The sequence below is a fragment of the Stenotrophomonas sp. MH181796 genome (genome assembly GCF_009659995.1).
In the GTDB taxonomy this organism is placed as follows: domain Bacteria; phylum Pseudomonadota; class Gammaproteobacteria; order Xanthomonadales; family Xanthomonadaceae; genus Stenotrophomonas; species Stenotrophomonas riyadhensis.
The window spans coordinates 220,357-236,191 of record NZ_RAHU01000001.1; the positions used below are offsets into that span (position 1 = coordinate 220,357).

At 66.5% G+C, this 15,835-nt stretch carries 13 protein-coding genes; 5 read left to right on the forward strand and 8 right to left on the reverse strand.

Going from position 1 to position 15,835, the window contains the following annotated elements; all coding sequences use genetic code 11:
* The first annotated feature begins 28 nt into the window (after window positions 1–28).
* Both D5301_RS00995 and D5301_RS01000 read left to right on the forward strand, forming a co-directional pair.
* Entirely contained in the window at window positions 29–2,737 is a 2,709-nt protein-coding gene (locus tag D5301_RS00995) for a TonB-dependent receptor (protein WP_153854532.1), read from the forward strand.
* Window positions 2,738–2,848: 111 nt separating this feature from the next.
* A complete protein-coding gene (locus tag D5301_RS01000; RefSeq protein WP_153854533.1) occupies window positions 2,849–5,206 on the forward strand; it encodes a family 20 glycosylhydrolase in 2,358 nt (785 codons plus the stop codon).
* 105 nt (window positions 5,207–5,311) lie between these two features.
* Here the strand turns inward: D5301_RS01000 and D5301_RS01005 are convergent, their stop codons facing one another.
* Both D5301_RS01005 and D5301_RS01010 read right to left on the reverse strand, forming a co-directional pair.
* Window positions 5,312–5,704 (reverse strand): VanZ family protein, encoded by a 393-nt coding sequence (locus tag D5301_RS01005; protein WP_180855458.1) that lies wholly within the window; start codon window positions 5,702–5,704, stop codon window positions 5,312–5,314.
* Entirely contained in the window at window positions 5,701–6,885 is a 1,185-nt protein-coding gene (locus tag D5301_RS01010; RefSeq protein WP_010480950.1) for an SAM-dependent methyltransferase, read from the reverse strand. Before D5301_RS01010 ends, D5301_RS01005 begins: the two co-directional genes overlap by 4 nt.
* 59 nt (window positions 6,886–6,944) lie before the next feature.
* Here D5301_RS01010 and D5301_RS01015 point away from each other — a divergent pair, with 59 nt between their 5' ends.
* Complete coding sequence (locus tag D5301_RS01015; protein ID WP_024957037.1) at window positions 6,945–7,682, forward strand: pteridine reductase; 738 nt, start codon at window positions 6,945–6,947, stop codon at window positions 7,680–7,682.
* Between the two features lie 60 nt (window positions 7,683–7,742).
* On the opposite strand, the gene folK is transcribed toward D5301_RS01015, so the two are convergent.
* Window positions 7,743–8,228: a 2-amino-4-hydroxy-6-hydroxymethyldihydropteridine diphosphokinase gene (folK, locus tag D5301_RS01020; protein ID WP_110713711.1), complete on the reverse strand. Its 486-nt coding sequence runs from the start codon at window positions 8,226–8,228 to the stop codon at window positions 7,743–7,745.
* A 91-nt stretch (window positions 8,229–8,319) separates the two neighbouring features.
* On the opposite strand from folK, the gene D5301_RS01025 reads away from it, so the two are divergent.
* A complete protein-coding gene (locus tag D5301_RS01025) occupies window positions 8,320–9,063 on the forward strand; it encodes a 20S proteasome subunit A/B (protein ID WP_135967721.1) in 744 nt (247 codons plus the stop codon).
* Window positions 9,064–9,138: 75 nt separating this feature from the next.
* On the opposite strand, the gene D5301_RS01030 is transcribed toward D5301_RS01025, so the two are convergent.
* The 4 genes from D5301_RS01030 to D5301_RS01045 all read right to left on the reverse strand — a co-directional run bounded on the left by D5301_RS01030 (window position 9,139) and on the right by D5301_RS01045 (window position 13,488).
* Window positions 9,139–10,650, reverse strand: a complete 1,512-nt coding sequence (locus D5301_RS01030; RefSeq protein WP_153854535.1) for an ATP-binding protein — start codon at window positions 10,648–10,650, stop codon at window positions 9,139–9,141.
* A gap of 4 nt (window positions 10,651–10,654) precedes the next feature.
* The gene (locus D5301_RS01035; protein WP_005411057.1) at window positions 10,655–11,095 is read right to left on the reverse strand and encodes a response regulator; all 441 of its coding nucleotides are present in this window, start codon (window positions 11,093–11,095) and stop codon (window positions 10,655–10,657) included.
* Window positions 11,092–12,909, reverse strand: coding sequence for an ATP-binding protein (locus D5301_RS01040; protein ID WP_110713717.1), 1,818 nt, complete (start codon window positions 12,907–12,909; stop codon window positions 11,092–11,094). The genes D5301_RS01035 and D5301_RS01040 overlap by 4 nt, the downstream gene beginning before the upstream one ends.
* Window positions 12,910–13,104: 195 nt before the next feature.
* Window positions 13,105–13,488 carry a BON domain-containing protein gene (locus tag D5301_RS01045; protein ID WP_006470382.1) on the reverse strand — a complete coding sequence of 128 codons (384 nt, stop codon included), beginning with the start codon at window positions 13,486–13,488 and terminating at the stop codon, window positions 13,105–13,107.
* 170 nt (window positions 13,489–13,658) lie between these two features.
* On the opposite strand from D5301_RS01045, the gene D5301_RS01050 reads away from it, so the two are divergent.
* Window positions 13,659–14,702 (forward strand): oxidoreductase, encoded by a 1,044-nt coding sequence (locus D5301_RS01050; RefSeq protein ID WP_153854536.1) that lies wholly within the window; start codon window positions 13,659–13,661, stop codon window positions 14,700–14,702.
* 227 nt (window positions 14,703–14,929) lie between these two features.
* Here D5301_RS01050 and gnd read toward each other — a convergent pair whose 3' ends face one another.
* Window positions 14,930–15,835 carry a phosphogluconate dehydrogenase (NAD(+)-dependent, decarboxylating) gene (gnd, locus tag D5301_RS01055; protein ID WP_153854537.1) on the reverse strand — a complete coding sequence of 302 codons (906 nt, stop codon included), beginning with the start codon at window positions 15,833–15,835 and terminating at the stop codon, window positions 14,930–14,932.

Here is a 15,835-nt window from a genome sequence, read left to right on the forward strand (position 1 = left end):
ATCCAATCGAGTGATGAGGAGAGACATCATGAACACCCGCAAGACCCTGCTTTCGGCCGCCATCGTCAGCTGCATCGCCTTCAGTGCGCACGCGCAGCAGGCCTCCCAGACCGCCACCGACCTGGACACCGTGCAGGTCACCGGCATCCGTGGTTCGATGGAAAAATCGCTGGACACCAAGCGCGAAGCGAACGCACGCGTGGAAGTGGTCACCGCCGAAGACGTGGGCAAGCTGCCCGCGCACAACGTCGCCGACACCCTGCAGCGCCTGCCGGGCGTCAACATCAGCTCATCCAGCGCCGACGAAGGCGGCTTCGACGAAGCCGACCGTGTCAGCCTGCGCGGCACCAGCCCTAGCCTGACCCAGACCCTGATCAACGGCCACACCGTCGGCTCGGCCGACTGGTTCGTGCTCAGCCAGGGCAACAACGTCGGCCGCAGCGTCAGCTACGCCCTGCTGCCGTCGGAACTGGTTCGCTCGGTGGAAGTGAACAAGTCCTCGCAGGCCAAGCTGCAGGACGGCGGCACCACCGGTACCGTCAACATCCTCACCCGCAAGCCGCTGGAGTTCTCCAAGCAGATCTCGGCTGAGGCCTCGATCGGTGCGGTGCGTTCGGACCAGGCGAAGTCGAATGACCCGCAGCTGTCGGCGTTGTTCAACTACAAGAACGACGACAACACCTTCGGCGTGATGGTGCAGGCCTTCAGCCAGAAGCGCGAGCTGCGCCGCGAAGCGCAGGAAATCCCGGGTGGCTTCTTCAAGATCGATCCGACCGGCACGGTGGCCCAGTCCAATCCGGATCTGGCCGGCGTGTACGCGCCGGGCCTGCTCGGCTCGACGCTGTTCGAACAGACCCGCGAGCGCAAGGGCGGCCTGATCTCGCTGCAGTTCAAGCCTATGGACAACCTGACCCTGGGCCTGGAAGGCTTCAGCTCGGAACTGAAGGCGAACAACTACAACCGCAATTTCATGCTGTGGGGCGGCCGCATCCTCAACGACCGCACCGTTGAAGATGCCAATGGCAACAAGATCCTGATTCCGGGCCAGGCCCCGAACCCGGGCTATGTGGTCAAGGATGGCGTGCTGACCAACGCCACCTTCGCTGGCCAGGCCGACCGCGATTACGCGGTGTACGACATGATCTACCGCGAGTCGAAGGCCAAGACCAACTACATCACCTTCGATGCCGACTGGCAGATCAATGACAACCTGGGCATGAAGTTCCAGGCTGGCAGCACCAAGGGTACCGGCGATACACCGCGCCAGTACATCGCCGAGGTCAACCTCGCCCGCGGTGGTGGTGCAACCTGGGCCACCCACGGCAATGGTTCGCCGATCGACTGGAATGTCGGTGGCAACATCAGCCCGGGCGGCGTGACCGAATTCGGCACCTGGGGCAACCAGCAGGTGACCGCGATCGATAAGGAAAAGTGGGTCAACGTTGACTTCAACCAGTACTTCAGCGATGCCGGCGCACTGAACTCGATCGACTTCGGTGCCCGTTTCGCCGACCACAAGCGCGAATCCAAGTCGCCGGAAGGCGCAACCCCGGGCGCGATCTGGGATGCACTGAAGAACGGTGCGACCGCAGGCTTCCCGGGTGGTTTCGCCAGCAGCATCGGTGGCAGCTTCCCGCGCGACCTGTGGTATTTCACCCCGGGCGCGCTGAAGGATGCGGTGACCAACAACTCCACCTGGCTGTCCGGCAATGACGGCCCGACCGGCCGCCACAACTACGGTGCCGAGTGGAAGGTTGCCGAGAAGAACTTCGCCGCCTATGTGCAGGGCAACTTCAGCGGCGACCGCTGGAGCGGCAACGTCGGCCTGCGCTATGTCAACATCAAGCAGGACATCGACACCTACCAGGCCGTCACCGACGCGGCAAACGCCGACGTCCGCAGCCTGTTCGGCATGTGGAAGTCGCTGTCGTTCGACAACAAGCACGACCGCATCCTGCCCAGCGCGAACCTGAAGTTCGATCTGGCCGATGACCTGGTGTTCCGCTTCGCCGCGTCGCAGACCCAGACCCTGCCGGACTTCTCGGCGCTGGGTGCTTCGACCTGGGGCTCGGATCTGAACAAGACCGGTGGCGGTGGCAATCCGAAGCTGAAGCCGGTGCTGTCGACCAACTTCGACGCCAACGTCGAGTGGTACTTCATGCCGCGCGGCCTGCTGTCGGTGGGTGCGTACTCGATGAACCTGAAGGACTACGTGGCCTTCGGCACCCAGACCCAGATGCTGTTCAGCGAACTGACCCACCAGCTGGAGGCCTACCAGGTCTCGGTGCCGGTCAACGCCGACGGCAAGGTCACCGGCATGGAAGTGGCGTACGAGCAGCCGATCGGTGAGTACTTCGGCGTCAACGCCAACTACACCTACGCCGATGGCAGCACCTCGCACACCTGGGCCGACGGCAGCCACAATCTGCTGGGCACCTCGAAGAACACCTACAACGTGGGTGCCTACTTCGAGAACGATACCTTCGGCGCACGCGTCAGCTACACCCGCCGCTCGTCGTTCCTGATCGGTCTGTCGGGTGCCAACCCCTACTACCAGGACGCGTTCGGCACCCTGTCGGTATCGCTGAGCTACAAGGCCACCGACTGGATGAGCGTCAGCTTCGATGCGCTGAACCTCAACAACCCGACCTACAAGTACTACCAGAGCGCGGCCACTCCGACCTCGTTCTACAGCAACGGTCGCCAGTACTACCTCAACTTCCGCTTCAAGTACTGATCCAGCGGCGGCAACATCGCCGAGTCGTGCACGCACGCCGGGCCTGGGTCATTCCGGGCCCGGCGTTTTTCATGTATAGCGTTCATCGCACCGTTCCAAGGAGTCGTTCCGATGGTCAAGCCTTCCCGCGCCCGGATGCGCAGCGCAGTGCTGCTGGGCAGCCTGCTCGCCCTGCTGCCGGCAATGCCGGCGCTCGCCGCCGATCCCACGCCCGCCGCTGAAGCGCCCGGCCCGCAGCTGCGTGCTGGCAGCCTGATGCTGATCCCCGCCCCGGCCACTGTGCAACGTGGCCAGGGCAGCGGCATCACCGTGCGCGCCGATACCGTGCTGCAGGCCGAAGGCGAAGCCGCACAGCGCGTCGCTGCCCAGTTCGCGGACCTGCTGGCCCGCAGTGGTGGCCCGCGCCTGACCCCGGCCAAGGGCAAGGCTGCAGCCAAGGCCGGCAGCATCCGTTTCCAGATCGTGCCCACCTTCCGCGACAGCGGTGAGGGATACACGCTGGACAGCACCGCGCAGGGCGTGGTGATCCAGGCTGGCAACGAAACCGGCCTGTTCTATGGCGCGACCACCCTCGCCCAGCTGGCCACCGGCGGCAGCAACGGCGTGCTGCCAGCGGTGCAGATCCAGGACGCGCCGCGCTTCAGCTGGCGCGGCTTCATGCTCGACTCGGCGCGGCATTTCCAGAGCCTGGACGAGATCAAGCGCGTGCTCGACGCAATGGCTGCGCACAAGCTCAACACCTTCCACTGGCACCTCACCGATGACCAGGGCTGGCGCATGGAGATCAAGCGCTACCCGAAGCTGACCGAGGTGGGCAGCTGCCGCCTGCCGGCCGGCGATGGCGGCATCGATCCGGCCAGCGGCCAGGAGCACCCGTACTGCGGCTTCTACACGCAGGACCAGATCCGCGAGGTGATCGCCTATGCCGCGAAGCTGCATATCCAGGTGATTCCGGAAATCGATGTGCCGGGGCACGCGACCGCAGCGATCGCCGCGTATCCGGAACTGGGTTCGATCAATACCCCGCTGAAGCCGATCAGCGAATGGGGCGTGTTCCCGAACCTGTTCAACGTGGAAGACAGCACCGTCACCTTCCTCGAGAACGTCCTGGAGGAAGTGATCGAACTGTTCCCGGCCAAGTACGTGCACGTGGGCGGCGACGAGGCGGTCAAGGACCAGTGGGAAGCCTCGAAGCAGGTGCAGCAGCGCATGCGTGCGCTGGGCATCAAGAATGAGATGGCCATGCAGAGCCACATCATCAAGCGCCTGGAGACGTTCCTGGAGGAACACGACCGGCGCCTGATCGGCTGGGATGAGATCCTCGAAGGCGGTCTGCCGCCGCAGGCCACCGTGATGTCGTGGCAGGGCACCGAAGGTGGCCTCGCTGCGGCCAGTGCCGGGCATGACGTGATCATGTCGCCCGTCGGCTACCTGTACCTGGACTACCTGCAGACGGCCTCACCGAACGAACCGCCGGGCCGCCCGACCCAGGTCAACCTTGGCAAGCTCTACAACTTCGAGCCGGTGCCGGCCGAACTGGCCGCCGACAAGCGCGGGCACATCCTCGGCCTGCAGGCCAACATGTTCACCGAACACACGCGCAGCTATGCACGCCTGCAGCACAACCTGTTCCCGCGCCTGGCCGCCGTGGCCGAGACCGGCTGGAGCATGCCGGAACATCGCGACTTCCGCGATTTCCTCGCACGCCTGCCGGCGCAGCTGCAGCGCTACCGTGCCTGGGGCCTGGCCTATGCGCAGACTCCGTTCGAAGTAGGCGTGGACTACACCGATGATCGCGCGAAGAACACGGTGACCGTGTCGCTGGCCAATCCGCTGGGCTATGAAGTGCGCTACAGCACCGATGGCCAGCCGGTGACCGCGCAGTCGCCGCTGTACCAGCAGCCGCTGACGGCGCAGCTGCCCGCCGCCGTGCAGGCCGCCGCGTTCTACCAGGGCCAGATGCTGGCGGCGAAGCCGACGGTCGCGGACTTCAGCGCACAATCGCTGCTCAGCCGCCGCAGCGATGAACTGCTCAGCTGCGTGGGCAAGAAGGGGCTGGTGCTGCGCCTGGAAGACGATGGCCCACGCGAGGGCCCCCGTGCGGTGTTCAACGTGGACATCTTCCAGCCGTGCTGGCGCTGGCCGCAGGCGCAGCTGGACGGCATCGGCAGCGTGGAAGTGCGTGCAGGTCGCATCCCGTACTACTTCCAGCTGGCCCACGACGAACCCAAGCGCCGTTTCGAGAAGGCCAAGCGCGCGCATGGCGAGATGCAGGTGCGTCGTGGCGACTGCAGCGGCAAGGTGCTGGCTGAAGTAGCGTTGCCGGCCAAGCCCGATGCCGATGGCTTCGTGACCCTGCGCGCGACGCTGCCGAAGGGAACCCAGGGCGCCGGTGACCTGTGCATCAACTTCACCGGCGATACGCGCCCGGCGATGTGGGTGCTGGATGAGGTCACGCTGGGGAAGTAATGACAGGTCTGTCATGGTGGGTGCCGAACTTGGTCGGCACCCCGGGCAGCTCATCCACGCATGGCGTGGATCTACGGGTGGGTGCCAACCTTGGTTGGCACGCCTTTACCCGCGCCAGCGCAGCAGCAGATCGCGCAGCGGGGTCAGTGCCGTAGCCAGACCGGCCAGCACGCCGATCGTGTTGGCGATCGCATCCATCGGATCCGCCGTGCGGTTACTGGTCAGTGCGCCCTGCGCGAACTCGATGCCGATGCCCATCAGCACCAGGCCCACGCCCACCCACAGCAGCGGCCGCCCGCGCCGGAACAGCTGCACCGCGCTGCCCGCCAGGATGAAGTAAGCGAGGAAATGCTCGCCCTTGTCGCTGTTTTCCGGCAGCGGAATCGGCGGCGGCGGGATCAGGCAGACCACGATCACCAGCAGCACCGCCGTCGCCCACAGTACGGTCCACAACCGTGGCCGACGCAGCGGCTTGATCACCGGCAACGCCGCGCTCACAGGCGCCAGCTCAAGTCACCCAGCTCGAAGGCCGGTTCGAAGTCGACGCCGCGCTGCAGGCCGATGGCCTGGAAGCGCTCGCCCATTTCGGTCGGCAGGGTCAGCTTCTTCACCTGGTCGCGCAGCTGGATGCGGCCCACTTCATCGGTGCGTTCCTCGGCCAGCAGCAGCACCTGGTCCAGCCCGTTGCCGAGCAGGAAACTGGCCTGGCTGCAGTAGCCGGCCAGCTCGAAGCCACCGTGCATGCCAGCCTCGGCCATGGCGGTGAAATCCACCGACGCCGTGATGTCCTGCAGGCCCGGCCAACGATGCACGTCGTTATGCACGTGATGGCGGTAGAAGGCGCGCACGGTGCCATCGTCGCGGTCGTGCTGGTAGAACTCGCCGCGGTTGTAGCCGTAATCGACGAACAGCATCGCGCCGCGCTGCAGGCCGCCGGCCACCGCCTGCAGCCAGTACGGCAGCTGCGGCAGCACCTCGGAGCGGTAGCCCTCGGCGAAGGGTTTTTCCAGGTAGCGCTCGATATGGCGCACTGCGCCGTTGAGCAGGATGTCGGCCGGCTGCGCGCCGCGGATGAAGTTGCCTTCGGCATCCAGCTCCACGGTTTCCTCGTAGACCTCGCCATCCCGGATCAGGAAGCGCGGGGTCGGCAATGCGTCGATCACCTCGTTGGCGAACACCACGCCCTCCCAGTCCTCTTCGAACGGGCGGTCGACCCAGTCCACGCGTGCGGCCAGCTCGGCCGGCAGGTTCTGCTGCAGGCGCTGCTGCTGGCGCTCACGCAGGTCGGCGCTGGGTTCGAGGATCGCGTAGCGCGACGGCAGTGCGTCGAGCTCGGCCAGGCGCAGCAGCACCGCCTCGGCGAAGGCGCCGGTCCCGCCGCCCAGTTCCAGCATCCGCGCCTGCGCACCCAACTGGGCGAACACCGGGGCCAGCGCATTGGCCACGCTGCCGGCGAACAGGCTGCCGAGCTCGGGTGCGGTGGTGAAGTCACCGCTGCCACCAAACTTGCTGGCGCCGGCGCTGTAATAGCCCCAGCCGGGGGTGTACAGGCACAGCTCCATGAAGCGGGAGAACGGCATCGCCCCGCCCTGCGCAAGGATTTCGGCGCGCAGGGCGGCGGCCAGCTGGTCGCTGTGGGCCAGGGCATCGGCTTCGGGCAGGGGGAAGGTGGGCTGCATGGCGTCTTCGAATGCGGTGACAATGGTGCACAGGATAGCCGAGCCTTGGAGGACCCTCGATGAGCGACACCCACCCCGTGGTCCTGATCACCGGCAGCGCGCGCCGGATCGGTGCGGCCATCGCCCGCCAGTTCCATGCCTGTGGCTGGTCGGTGGTGCTGCACGCCAACACCTCCAGCGCCGAGCTGCAGCAGGCCGCGTTCGATTTCGACAACGTGCGCCCCGGCAGCGTGCTGGCCCTGCAGGCCGACCTGCGTGACGCCGACGCCCTGGCCGACCTGGTGGAACAGGCCGTCACCCACTTCGGCCGGCTGGATGCGCTGGTCAACAACGCCTCCAACTTCTTCCCCACCCCGCTCGGCCAGGTCACCGCCGAGGCGATGGACGAGCTGTATGCGGTCAATGCACGCGCGCCGCTGCTGCTGTCACAGGCGGCGGCGCCCTACCTGCGCCGCCAGCAGGGCTGCATCGTCAACCTGACCGACCTGCACGGCACCGACCCGATGCGCGACCACATCGCCTACACCATGGCCAAGGCCGCGCTGGAGATGGCCACCCGCTCGCTGGCGCTGGAGCTGGCGCCGAAGGTGCGGGTCAATGCGGTAGCGCCGGGGGCGATCCTGTGGCCGGAACAGGGCAAGGACGATTTCGCCCGCGAAGCGCTGCTGGCACGCACGCCGCTGGCGCGGATCGGCACCGTCGAGGAGATCGCCGAGGCGGTGTACTGGCTGGTGGCCGAAGCCAGCTTCGTCACTGGCCATACCCTGCGCGTGGATGGCGGGCGTACGGTCAGTTGAAATGTTGCCGGCCAGCGGCCGGCACTACCGGTAGTGCCGGCCGCTGGCCGGCAACCACCCTCATTCCAGGTCCACGACCTCGAACGTCTCGCCAAACTGTCTGTGCGCACGCCACAACGTGGCCAGGTCCTGCCCGCTGACCGGGTCGATGAAGCCCGGCGCGATGTCGGCCAGCGGCTTCAGCACGAAGGCATGCTTCAGCTCCGGGCGCGGAATGCGCAGGTGGCCGGGACCTTCCACCACCAGATCCCCGTAGAACACCACGTCGATGTCCAGGGTCCGGTCGGAGAAGCGCGGCCCGCTACGGTCGCGGCCGTGTGCGTCTTCCAGCGCATGCAGCCAGTCGTCCAGTTCCTGCAGCGGCAGGTCGGTTTCGATCGCCACCGCATTGTTGAGGAAGGCCGGGCCATCGAAGCCGACCGCGGCGGTACGGTAGGCGGGCGACACCTGCAGCGCGCCGAAGCGCTCGCGCAGGGCCGCCACCGCGGCGTGGAGGTAGCGACGGGGCTGGACGTTGCTGCCCAGGCTCAGGAGCACGGTGGTCATGCGGTTCAGGTGACGGCACTTGGGGGGCGTGGACATGCCGTCGTCACGGCGGCCTGCCTACAATCCGGGACGCACATGATAGGGCACCGACATGACCTATTGCGTTGGAATCGAGGTGGACGAAGGCCTGGTCTTCGCTGCCGACACCCGGACCAATGCCTCGCTGGACGATGTGCGCGTGCACCGCAAGCTGCACGTGTTCGAGTACCCCGGCCAGGCAGCCTACGTGCTGATGGCGGCTGGCAACCTGGCCACCACCCAGCTGCTGGTGTCGCGCCTGGGGCGCGACGCCGGTGAACGGCGCACGCCCAACCTGCGCGACATGGCCCACCTGTTCGAAGCCGCCGAGTACGTCGGCCAGCTGCTGGTGGACAGCCAGGTGCACAGCAACCACAGCGAACATGGCCACGATGGGGTCAATACCCAGGCCACGCTGATCTTCGGCGGCCAGATCGCCGGCGAGCGCCCCGGGCTGTACATGATCTATCCGCTCGGCAACGCCATCGCCGCCTCGCCGGAGACGCCGTACCTGCAGATCGGTGAATCCAAGTACGGCAAGCCGATCCTCGACCGCATCCTCAGCCCGGCCACACACCTGGAGGATGCCGCGCGCACGGCCATCGTCTCGCTGGACTCCACCATCCGTTCCAACCTGTCGGTGGGCCTGCCGATCGACCTGGCGCTGCTGCGCGACGGCGAGTTGCGCATCGGCCAGCAGCTGCGGCTGGGCGCGGATTCAGCGCTGTATGCGGACATCCACCAGAACTGGTCGCGGCGGTTGGAACAGGCGGTGGATGCGCTGCCACGGTTCCCCTGGGAAACCCTGGACCGGTAGTGCCGGCCGCTGGCCGGCAACCGCAATGATCCCACCGCACGCGGATGCCGGCCAGCAGCCGGCACTACCGCAGCATCAGCCCAGCGCTTCGGCCACCGCGCGGAACACCTGCTGCATCTGCAGCGGCTTGTGCAGCACATGCACCTCGACACCCGCAGGGAACGCATCGGCCGGTACCGTCACTGCCGCATCCTCCAGCACCAGCGCGGGGCCGCGATAGCCCAACGTCGCCATCTCGCCCAGCAGCTGGCTGGCCGGCAGCAACTTCGAGCCGGCATCGGCAATCACCAGCGCCGGCATCGCCTCCTGCTGCATCCAGCGCAGCGCCGCCGGGCCATCGGAGGCCAGCTGCAACTGGTAGCCCTGGCTGGACAGCGCGTTGCCGAGCAGCGACAGGCGCGTGGCTTCGCCATCGACCACCAGGATCGACTGGCCGCTGCCCAGCGCCACCAGCTGCTCGATCGGCTCGCTGCCATCGATGGCCTCGTGCATCGGCAGCCGCAGTTCGAAGCAGGTGCCCTGCCCCGACTGGCTGCTGACGTGGATGCTGCCGCCGGCGCCTTCAACGATGCGCTTGCAGGAAATCAGGCCCAGGCCCGTGCCATCGGCCTTGGTGGTGAAGAACGGATTGAACAGGTGCGACAGCGTGTCCGCATCCATGCCGATGCCTTCGTCGGCGACCCGGATGTGCATCCAGTCCACGCCATCGCGCTGGCCGGCATGGCTGGCGGTCAGGCTCAGGCGGCCGCCATTGGGCATCGCCTGGATCGCGTTGAGCGCCAGGTTCAGCATCACCTGCTGCAGCTCGGTGTAGTTGGCATCGACCACCAGGCCTTCGTCCTGCACCTGCAGTTCCAGGCGCACGGCATCGGGCACGTTGCTGCGCAACAGCAGTGCCACCGCATCGAACAGGCCATCGATCTCGATGCGCTCGCTCGGCTTGCGCGAACCGCGCACGAACGACAGCATCGATTCGGCCATCTCGTGGCCACGCCGGCCGCACTCGGCGATGACATCGGCCAGATGGTGCAGCTGCGGATCCTCGGTACGCGCCTTCAGCAGGTCCGGCATGATCAGCAACGGCTGCAGGATGTTGCGCAGGTCATGGCTGAGGCCGGCGGCAAGCAGCGACAGGCTTTCCAGGCGCTGCGCGCGCATCAGTTCGGTTTCCACCCGTGCACGCTCCACCGCGCTGCGTGCATCGCGGATCGCACGCGCCACCGCCGACGGCAGGCGCGCCGGCAGGTGCTTGATGATGTAATCGTTGGCGCCCTTCTGCAGCGCCGCCACTGCGTTCTCCTCACCCATGGTGCCGGAGACGAAGATGAAGGGCACTTCCGGCGAGGTCTCGCGCACGATGCGCAGCGCGTCATCACCGGAGAACCCCGGCATGCTCAGGTCGGACAGCACGATGTCCGGCTGGAACCTGGCCAGTGCCTGGCGTAGTTCGGCCTCGCTCTCGACACGCTCGAAGCGGGCTTCCAGGCCCGCGTCGAGCATCTGTTCAGACATCAGCTCGGCATCTTCCGGTGAGTCTTCCACCAGCAGGATGCGCAGCGCCCCCAGGGCGGGACCGGTCAGGGGCATGGGCTCACTCGAGTTCCGGTGCCTGGTTGATCAACGCCCAGAACTTGCCCAGGGTCTGCACCGCGCCGAAGAACTGGTCCACGTCGACCGGCTTGACCACGTAGGCGTTCACGCCCATGTCCCAGCTGCGGGCGAGGTCGCTTTCCTCCCGTGAGGACGACAGGATCACCACCGGCAGGCGCTTGAGTTCTTCGTGCTCGCGGATCTGCCGCAGCACTTCCAGCCCATCCATGCGCGGCATCTTGATGTCCAGCAACAGCACCGCCGGCAGGCCTTCCTCGCGATTGGCGAAGGCACCACGGCGCAACAGGTAGTCCATCACTTCCACGCCGTCTTCGACGTGCACGATGGGATTGGCCAGACGCGCCTCTTCCAGGGCGTCGATCGCCATTTCGGCATCAGCCGGGCTGTCTTCGGCGAGAAGAATGGTGCGCAGAGTGGTCATGCAGAAGGCCCTTGTTTGTCCGCATCGATCGCGGGAGGCAGGTAGAAGTGGAAGGTGGCGCCGACGTCCGGTTCGGCCTCGGCCCAGATACGGCCGCCATGGCGGGTCAGCACGCGGCGCACGCTGGCCAGGCCGATGCCGGTACCCGGGTAGTCACTGGCCTTGTGCAGGCGCTGGAACACACCAAACAGCTTGCCGGCGTAGGCCATGTCAAAGCCTGCACCATTGTCGCTGACCGTGAACTGATGACCGCCATCGGGCTGCGGCTGGTAATCCACGCGGATCTTCGCCGGCTCGCGGTTGCCCGAGTACTTCACCGCATTGCCGAGCAGGTTCAGCCAGACCTGGCGGATCATGTTCTCGTCCGCCACCACGATCGGCAGCGGCGCGATGCTCCACTCCACCTGGTGCGCGTGGCCGCTGCTTTCGGCCTCCGCCTGCAGGTTGGAATCGAGCATCGCACGGGTATCGGCCACCAGCGACTGCATGTCCACCGCCTGCTGGCGCATCGCCGCGCGGCCCAGCCGCGAGTAGACCAGCAGGTCGTCGATCAGTGCCGCCATGCGACGGGCCGAACTGGAGATCACTTCCAGGTAATGGCGGCTCTTGTCGTCGGCAGCGTCGCCGAGGTGGCGCGACAGCTTGTCGGAGAAACCGGCCACGTGGCGCAGCGGTGCGCGCAGGTCGTGCGACACCGAGTAGCTGAAGGCCTCCAGCTCACGGTTGACCTCGGACACCTGGGCCACCTTGCCTTCCAGCTGGCGATTCAGCTCTTCCACGCGCAGCTGAACCGCACGCTGCATGGTCACGTCACTGACCGTCAGCAGCACCACTTCGTCATCGGTATCCGGCAGCGGCATGCGCCGCGCATTGAGCAGCATGTAACGCGCCATGCCATCGGCAGTGCGCTGCTCGTGCTCGAAGTCCCACAGTTCCCGACCACGCGAGAGCACGTCGGACAGGCGCTGACGCACCACCGTGTCCTTCCACGCACCATCACCGACGGATTCCAGCAGCAGGCCATCGGCACGTTCGTCCTGCAGCCCGTACAGCTCGGCGAAGGCAGGGTTATGCAGCTGTACACGCAGGTCACGGTCAAGCAGCACGATCGGTTCGCGCACCGTCTGCAGTACCGACGCGGCACGTGCCGCCGCGCGCAGTGATTGCCGTTCGGCATGCAGGCGACGGCCGATCTGCCGCTGCAGCAGCCACAACACCAGGCCGAGCAGCGCCAGCTGGATCACCAGCGAACTCCACGACACCAGCTCGGTCTGCTTGCGCTGGCGCGCAGCCTGCTCCGCACGCAGGGTCAGCAGTTTCTGCTCGCTGGCCTGCAGTTCTTCAACCAGGCCGCGAATCGGATAGCGCGTGCTCAGGTCCTTCACCAGCCCGCGCTGATCACTGTTGGGCTCAGACTTGGCCAGCTCACGGGCAAGCGCCATGCGCCCTTCCAGCATCGACTCGATACGGCCGATGCGGATCAGCTGGTCAGGATTGTCGCGGGTCATCCGGCCCAGTTCGGCCAGGCGCCCGGGAATGTCGTTGGCCTTGGCCATGCGCTCGCGCAGCCCCGGCGCGTCCACACCCTTGGACAGCGTCAGCGCCGCCGACTCGACATCGCGTACGTCCGCCTGCAGCTGCTGCAAGGCTACGCCGACGGCCTGGGTGTGGTTGACCCAGGCCATCGCCTGTTCGTTGTCCTGCTGCAGTTTGCGCAGGGTCAACCACGGCACCACGATGATCGCGGCGGCGGCCAGCGCCAAGGCTGGCAATCGCCAACGGTCCCAGATGTCGTCACTGAAAACCAGCGCCATAGTTCCTCGTCAGCACAGCCGCGAAGCGTTGTCCGGGACGAGCCCGGTTGCGGCGGAACCGGCAATATAGCGCAGGCGGTCACAAGTCTGGGGTTTCCAGTGTGGTTGCCTGAACGGGTTACGACATTTCCTGTGGAGCCGAGCATGGCTCGGCTCCACAGGGGCTGGGCGCCCCGCCTGGGGCGCCCACCGGGGTCAGCGCTTGGCAGCAGCGCTGACCTTCAATGCAGCGGCATCGACGCGGGTCACGCCCTTGATGCCCTTGGCGGTGGTGACCGCCTTGTCCTTCTCAGCCTGGGTGGCCACGGCACCGCTCAGGCTGACCACGCCGTTCACGGTTTCCACCTTGATTTCAGTGCCCGGAACGTTGCTGCTGGCCAGCAGATCGGCCTTCACCTTGGTGGTGATCCAGGTATCGGTCACCGGCTCGTTGGAGTCATGGCGATCGGCATGGGTTGCCGGATGGGTGCTGGTCGGCGGGCTCTTCGCGGCCGGATCCTTGGCGAATGCAGCCGAGGAGGACAGCGCCAGGCCCAGGGTCAGGGCGGAAGCAATCAGCGTGCGGGTGGTATTGCTCATCGTGTCGTACTCCTTCGGGATGTGCTGCCAGTCTGGACACGCGGCCGTAGAGCAGGCGTGGCGTTGCGGTCATGCCGCCGTGAATCGAAACGTTTCCAACGGCAACGGTTCAGTTTTGGACTGCCAGCAACCGTCGTTTACCCTGCCCTTCCCACTGCCGGAGCCCTCTCATGCGCCCCGACCTGCAACTGGCCCTGATCGGCTACGGTCTCGCCGGCCGCGTCTTCCATGCGCCACTGATCCAGCACACGCCGGGCCTGGTGCTGCACAGCATCGCCAGTTCGCAGCGCGACACGTTGCTACGCGCGTTCAGCGACGTGCACGTGCGCGCCACGCCGCAGGAGGTGTTCGACGACCCGGCGGTGGACGCGGTGGTGATCGCCACACCGAACGCACAGCATGCACCGCTGGCGATCGCGGCATTGGCCGCGGGCAAGCATGTACTGATCGACAAGCCGTTCGCGCTGGATGTCGCTGAAGCCGAAGCGGTGCTGGCTGCGGCACGTGATGCCGGACGCATCGCCACCGTGTTCCAGAACCGGCGTTTCGATGCGGATTTCCTCACCCTGCAGGCGCTGCTGGCCGAAGGCACGCTCGGTGACGTGGCCGAGTGCCACGCGCACTTCGACCGCTACCGGCCGCAGGTGCGCGACCGCTGGCGCGAACAGGACGGCCCAGGCAGCGGCCTGTGGTACGACCTTGGCCCGCATCTGCTGGACCAGATGCTGGTGCTGTTCGGCTGGCCCGAGGCGATCGATGCCGATCTGGCCGTGCAGCGCGAAGGCGGCAGCGGCATCGATTACTTCCACGCGGTACTGCACTACCCGTGGCATCGCGCGATCGTGCATGCCGGTTCGCTGGTGGCGGCGCCCACGCCGCACTTCAGTGTGCATGGCAGTCGTGGCAGCTGGATCAAGCATGGGCTGGACGTGCAGGAGGCACAGCTGCGGCGCGGTGTTGCGCCAGGGGCGCCGGGCTGGGGCATCGACCCACGGCACGGCGAGTTGGTGCGCTGCGATGCCGAGGACAATGTGCAGCGCAGTACCGTGGACAACCTGCCGGGCGACTACCGGCGGTTGTATGCGCAGTTCGCGGCGGCGATGCACGGCGATGGCGAGCCGACGGTCAGTCCGGTGCAGGCACTGCAGTTGATGCGGTTGCTGCAGGCCGGCATGGACAGCGCGCGCGAAGGGCGGCGAATCGCGTTGGGGTGACCGGCAGGGCTGCGCCCTGCACCTGCCGAATCAACGGCAACGTCAACGTCAAAAGCAAGCTATCCGTGAGATGGCGGGGTGGGTCCGACGGTAGGTGTCGACCTTGGTCGACACATCGACGTGGAAACCATCGGAGACGGCTTTTGTAGAGTCGAGCCATGCTCGACTGGCTTCATGGGGTCGGAGCCCTTCGGCAACGCCGAAGGGCTCCGACCCCACCGCGGTGCTTACGATTTCTTGATGGCGTGGCCGCCGAATTCATTGCGCATCGCCGACAACAGGCGGTCGGTGAACGAATTCGATTCGCGCGAGCGCAGGCGTTCCAGCAGCGACAGGGTGATCACCGGTGCCGGCACATCGAGCGCGATCGCTTCGGCCACGGTCCAGCGGCCTTCGCCGGAATCCTCCACGTACGGGGCGATGCCATCCAGCGACGGATTGCGCTTGAGGGCTTCAGTGCTCAGGTCCAGCAGCCACGAACGCACCACGCTACCGTGGCGCCAGACTTCGGCGACCTGGGCCAGGTCCAGTTCCATTTCCTGCTTGCGCTCCATCAGCGCGAAGCCTTCGGCGTAGGCCTGCATCATTCCGTACTCGATGCCGTTGTGGACCATCTTGGTGAAGTGGCCAGCGCCGGACGGGCCGACACGACCCCAGCCACGATCTTCGGCCGGTGCCAGCGTGCGCAGCAGCGGTGCGATCTGCTCCACCACCGACGCTTCGCCACCGACCATCAGGCTGTAGCCCTCCTGCAGGCCCCACACGCCACCACTGGTGCCGCAGTCGACGTAGCCCAGATCGTCTTCGGCCAGTGCCTTGGCGCGACGGATCGAGTCCTGGTAGTTGGAGTTGCCGCCATCGATGACGATGTCACCCTCGGCCAGGTGCGGGGTCAGCTGGCCCAGGGTCTGGTCGACGGTTTCGCCGGCCGGCACCATCAGCCACACCACGCGCGGTACCGGCAGCGCGGCAACCGCGGCGGCCAGCGAATCAACCACTTCCAGGCCGGCCTCGGCAGCGCGCTGGCGGGCACCGTCGCCCGGGTCGTAGCCGACCACGCGGTGGCCGCCGCGATGCAGGCGCTGGGCCATGTTGGCGCCCATGCGGCCGAGGCCGATCATTGCAATATCCAT

Coding starts and splice junctions, on each gene's coding strand:
- D5301_RS00995 (WP_153854532.1), top strand. CDS start 29: ATGAACACCCGCAAGACCCTGCTTTCGGCCGCCATCGTCAGCTGCATC.
- D5301_RS01000 (WP_153854533.1), top strand. CDS start 2,849: ATGGTCAAGCCTTCCCGCGCCCGGATGCGCAGCGCAGTGCTGCTGGGC.
- D5301_RS01010 (WP_010480950.1), bottom strand. CDS start 6,885: ATGCAGCCCACCTTCCCCCTGCCCGAAGCCGATGCCCTGGCCCACAGC.
- D5301_RS01015 (WP_024957037.1), top strand. CDS start 6,945: ATGAGCGACACCCACCCCGTGGTCCTGATCACCGGCAGCGCGCGCCGG.
- folK (WP_110713711.1), bottom strand. CDS start 8,228: ATGACCACCGTGCTCCTGAGCCTGGGCAGCAACGTCCAGCCCCGTCGC.
- D5301_RS01025 (WP_135967721.1), top strand. CDS start 8,320: ATGACCTATTGCGTTGGAATCGAGGTGGACGAAGGCCTGGTCTTCGCT.
- D5301_RS01030 (WP_153854535.1), bottom strand. CDS start 10,650: ATGCCCCTGACCGGTCCCGCCCTGGGGGCGCTGCGCATCCTGCTGGTG.
- D5301_RS01035 (WP_005411057.1), bottom strand. CDS start 11,095: ATGACCACTCTGCGCACCATTCTTCTCGCCGAAGACAGCCCGGCTGAT.
- D5301_RS01040 (WP_110713717.1), bottom strand. CDS start 12,909: ATGGCGCTGGTTTTCAGTGACGACATCTGGGACCGTTGGCGATTGCCA.
- D5301_RS01045 (WP_006470382.1), bottom strand. CDS start 13,488: ATGAGCAATACCACCCGCACGCTGATTGCTTCCGCCCTGACCCTGGGC.
- D5301_RS01050 (WP_153854536.1), top strand. CDS start 13,659: ATGCGCCCCGACCTGCAACTGGCCCTGATCGGCTACGGTCTCGCCGGC.
- gnd (WP_153854537.1), bottom strand. CDS start 15,835: ATGGATATTGCAATGATCGGCCTCGGCCGCATGGGCGCCAACATGGCC.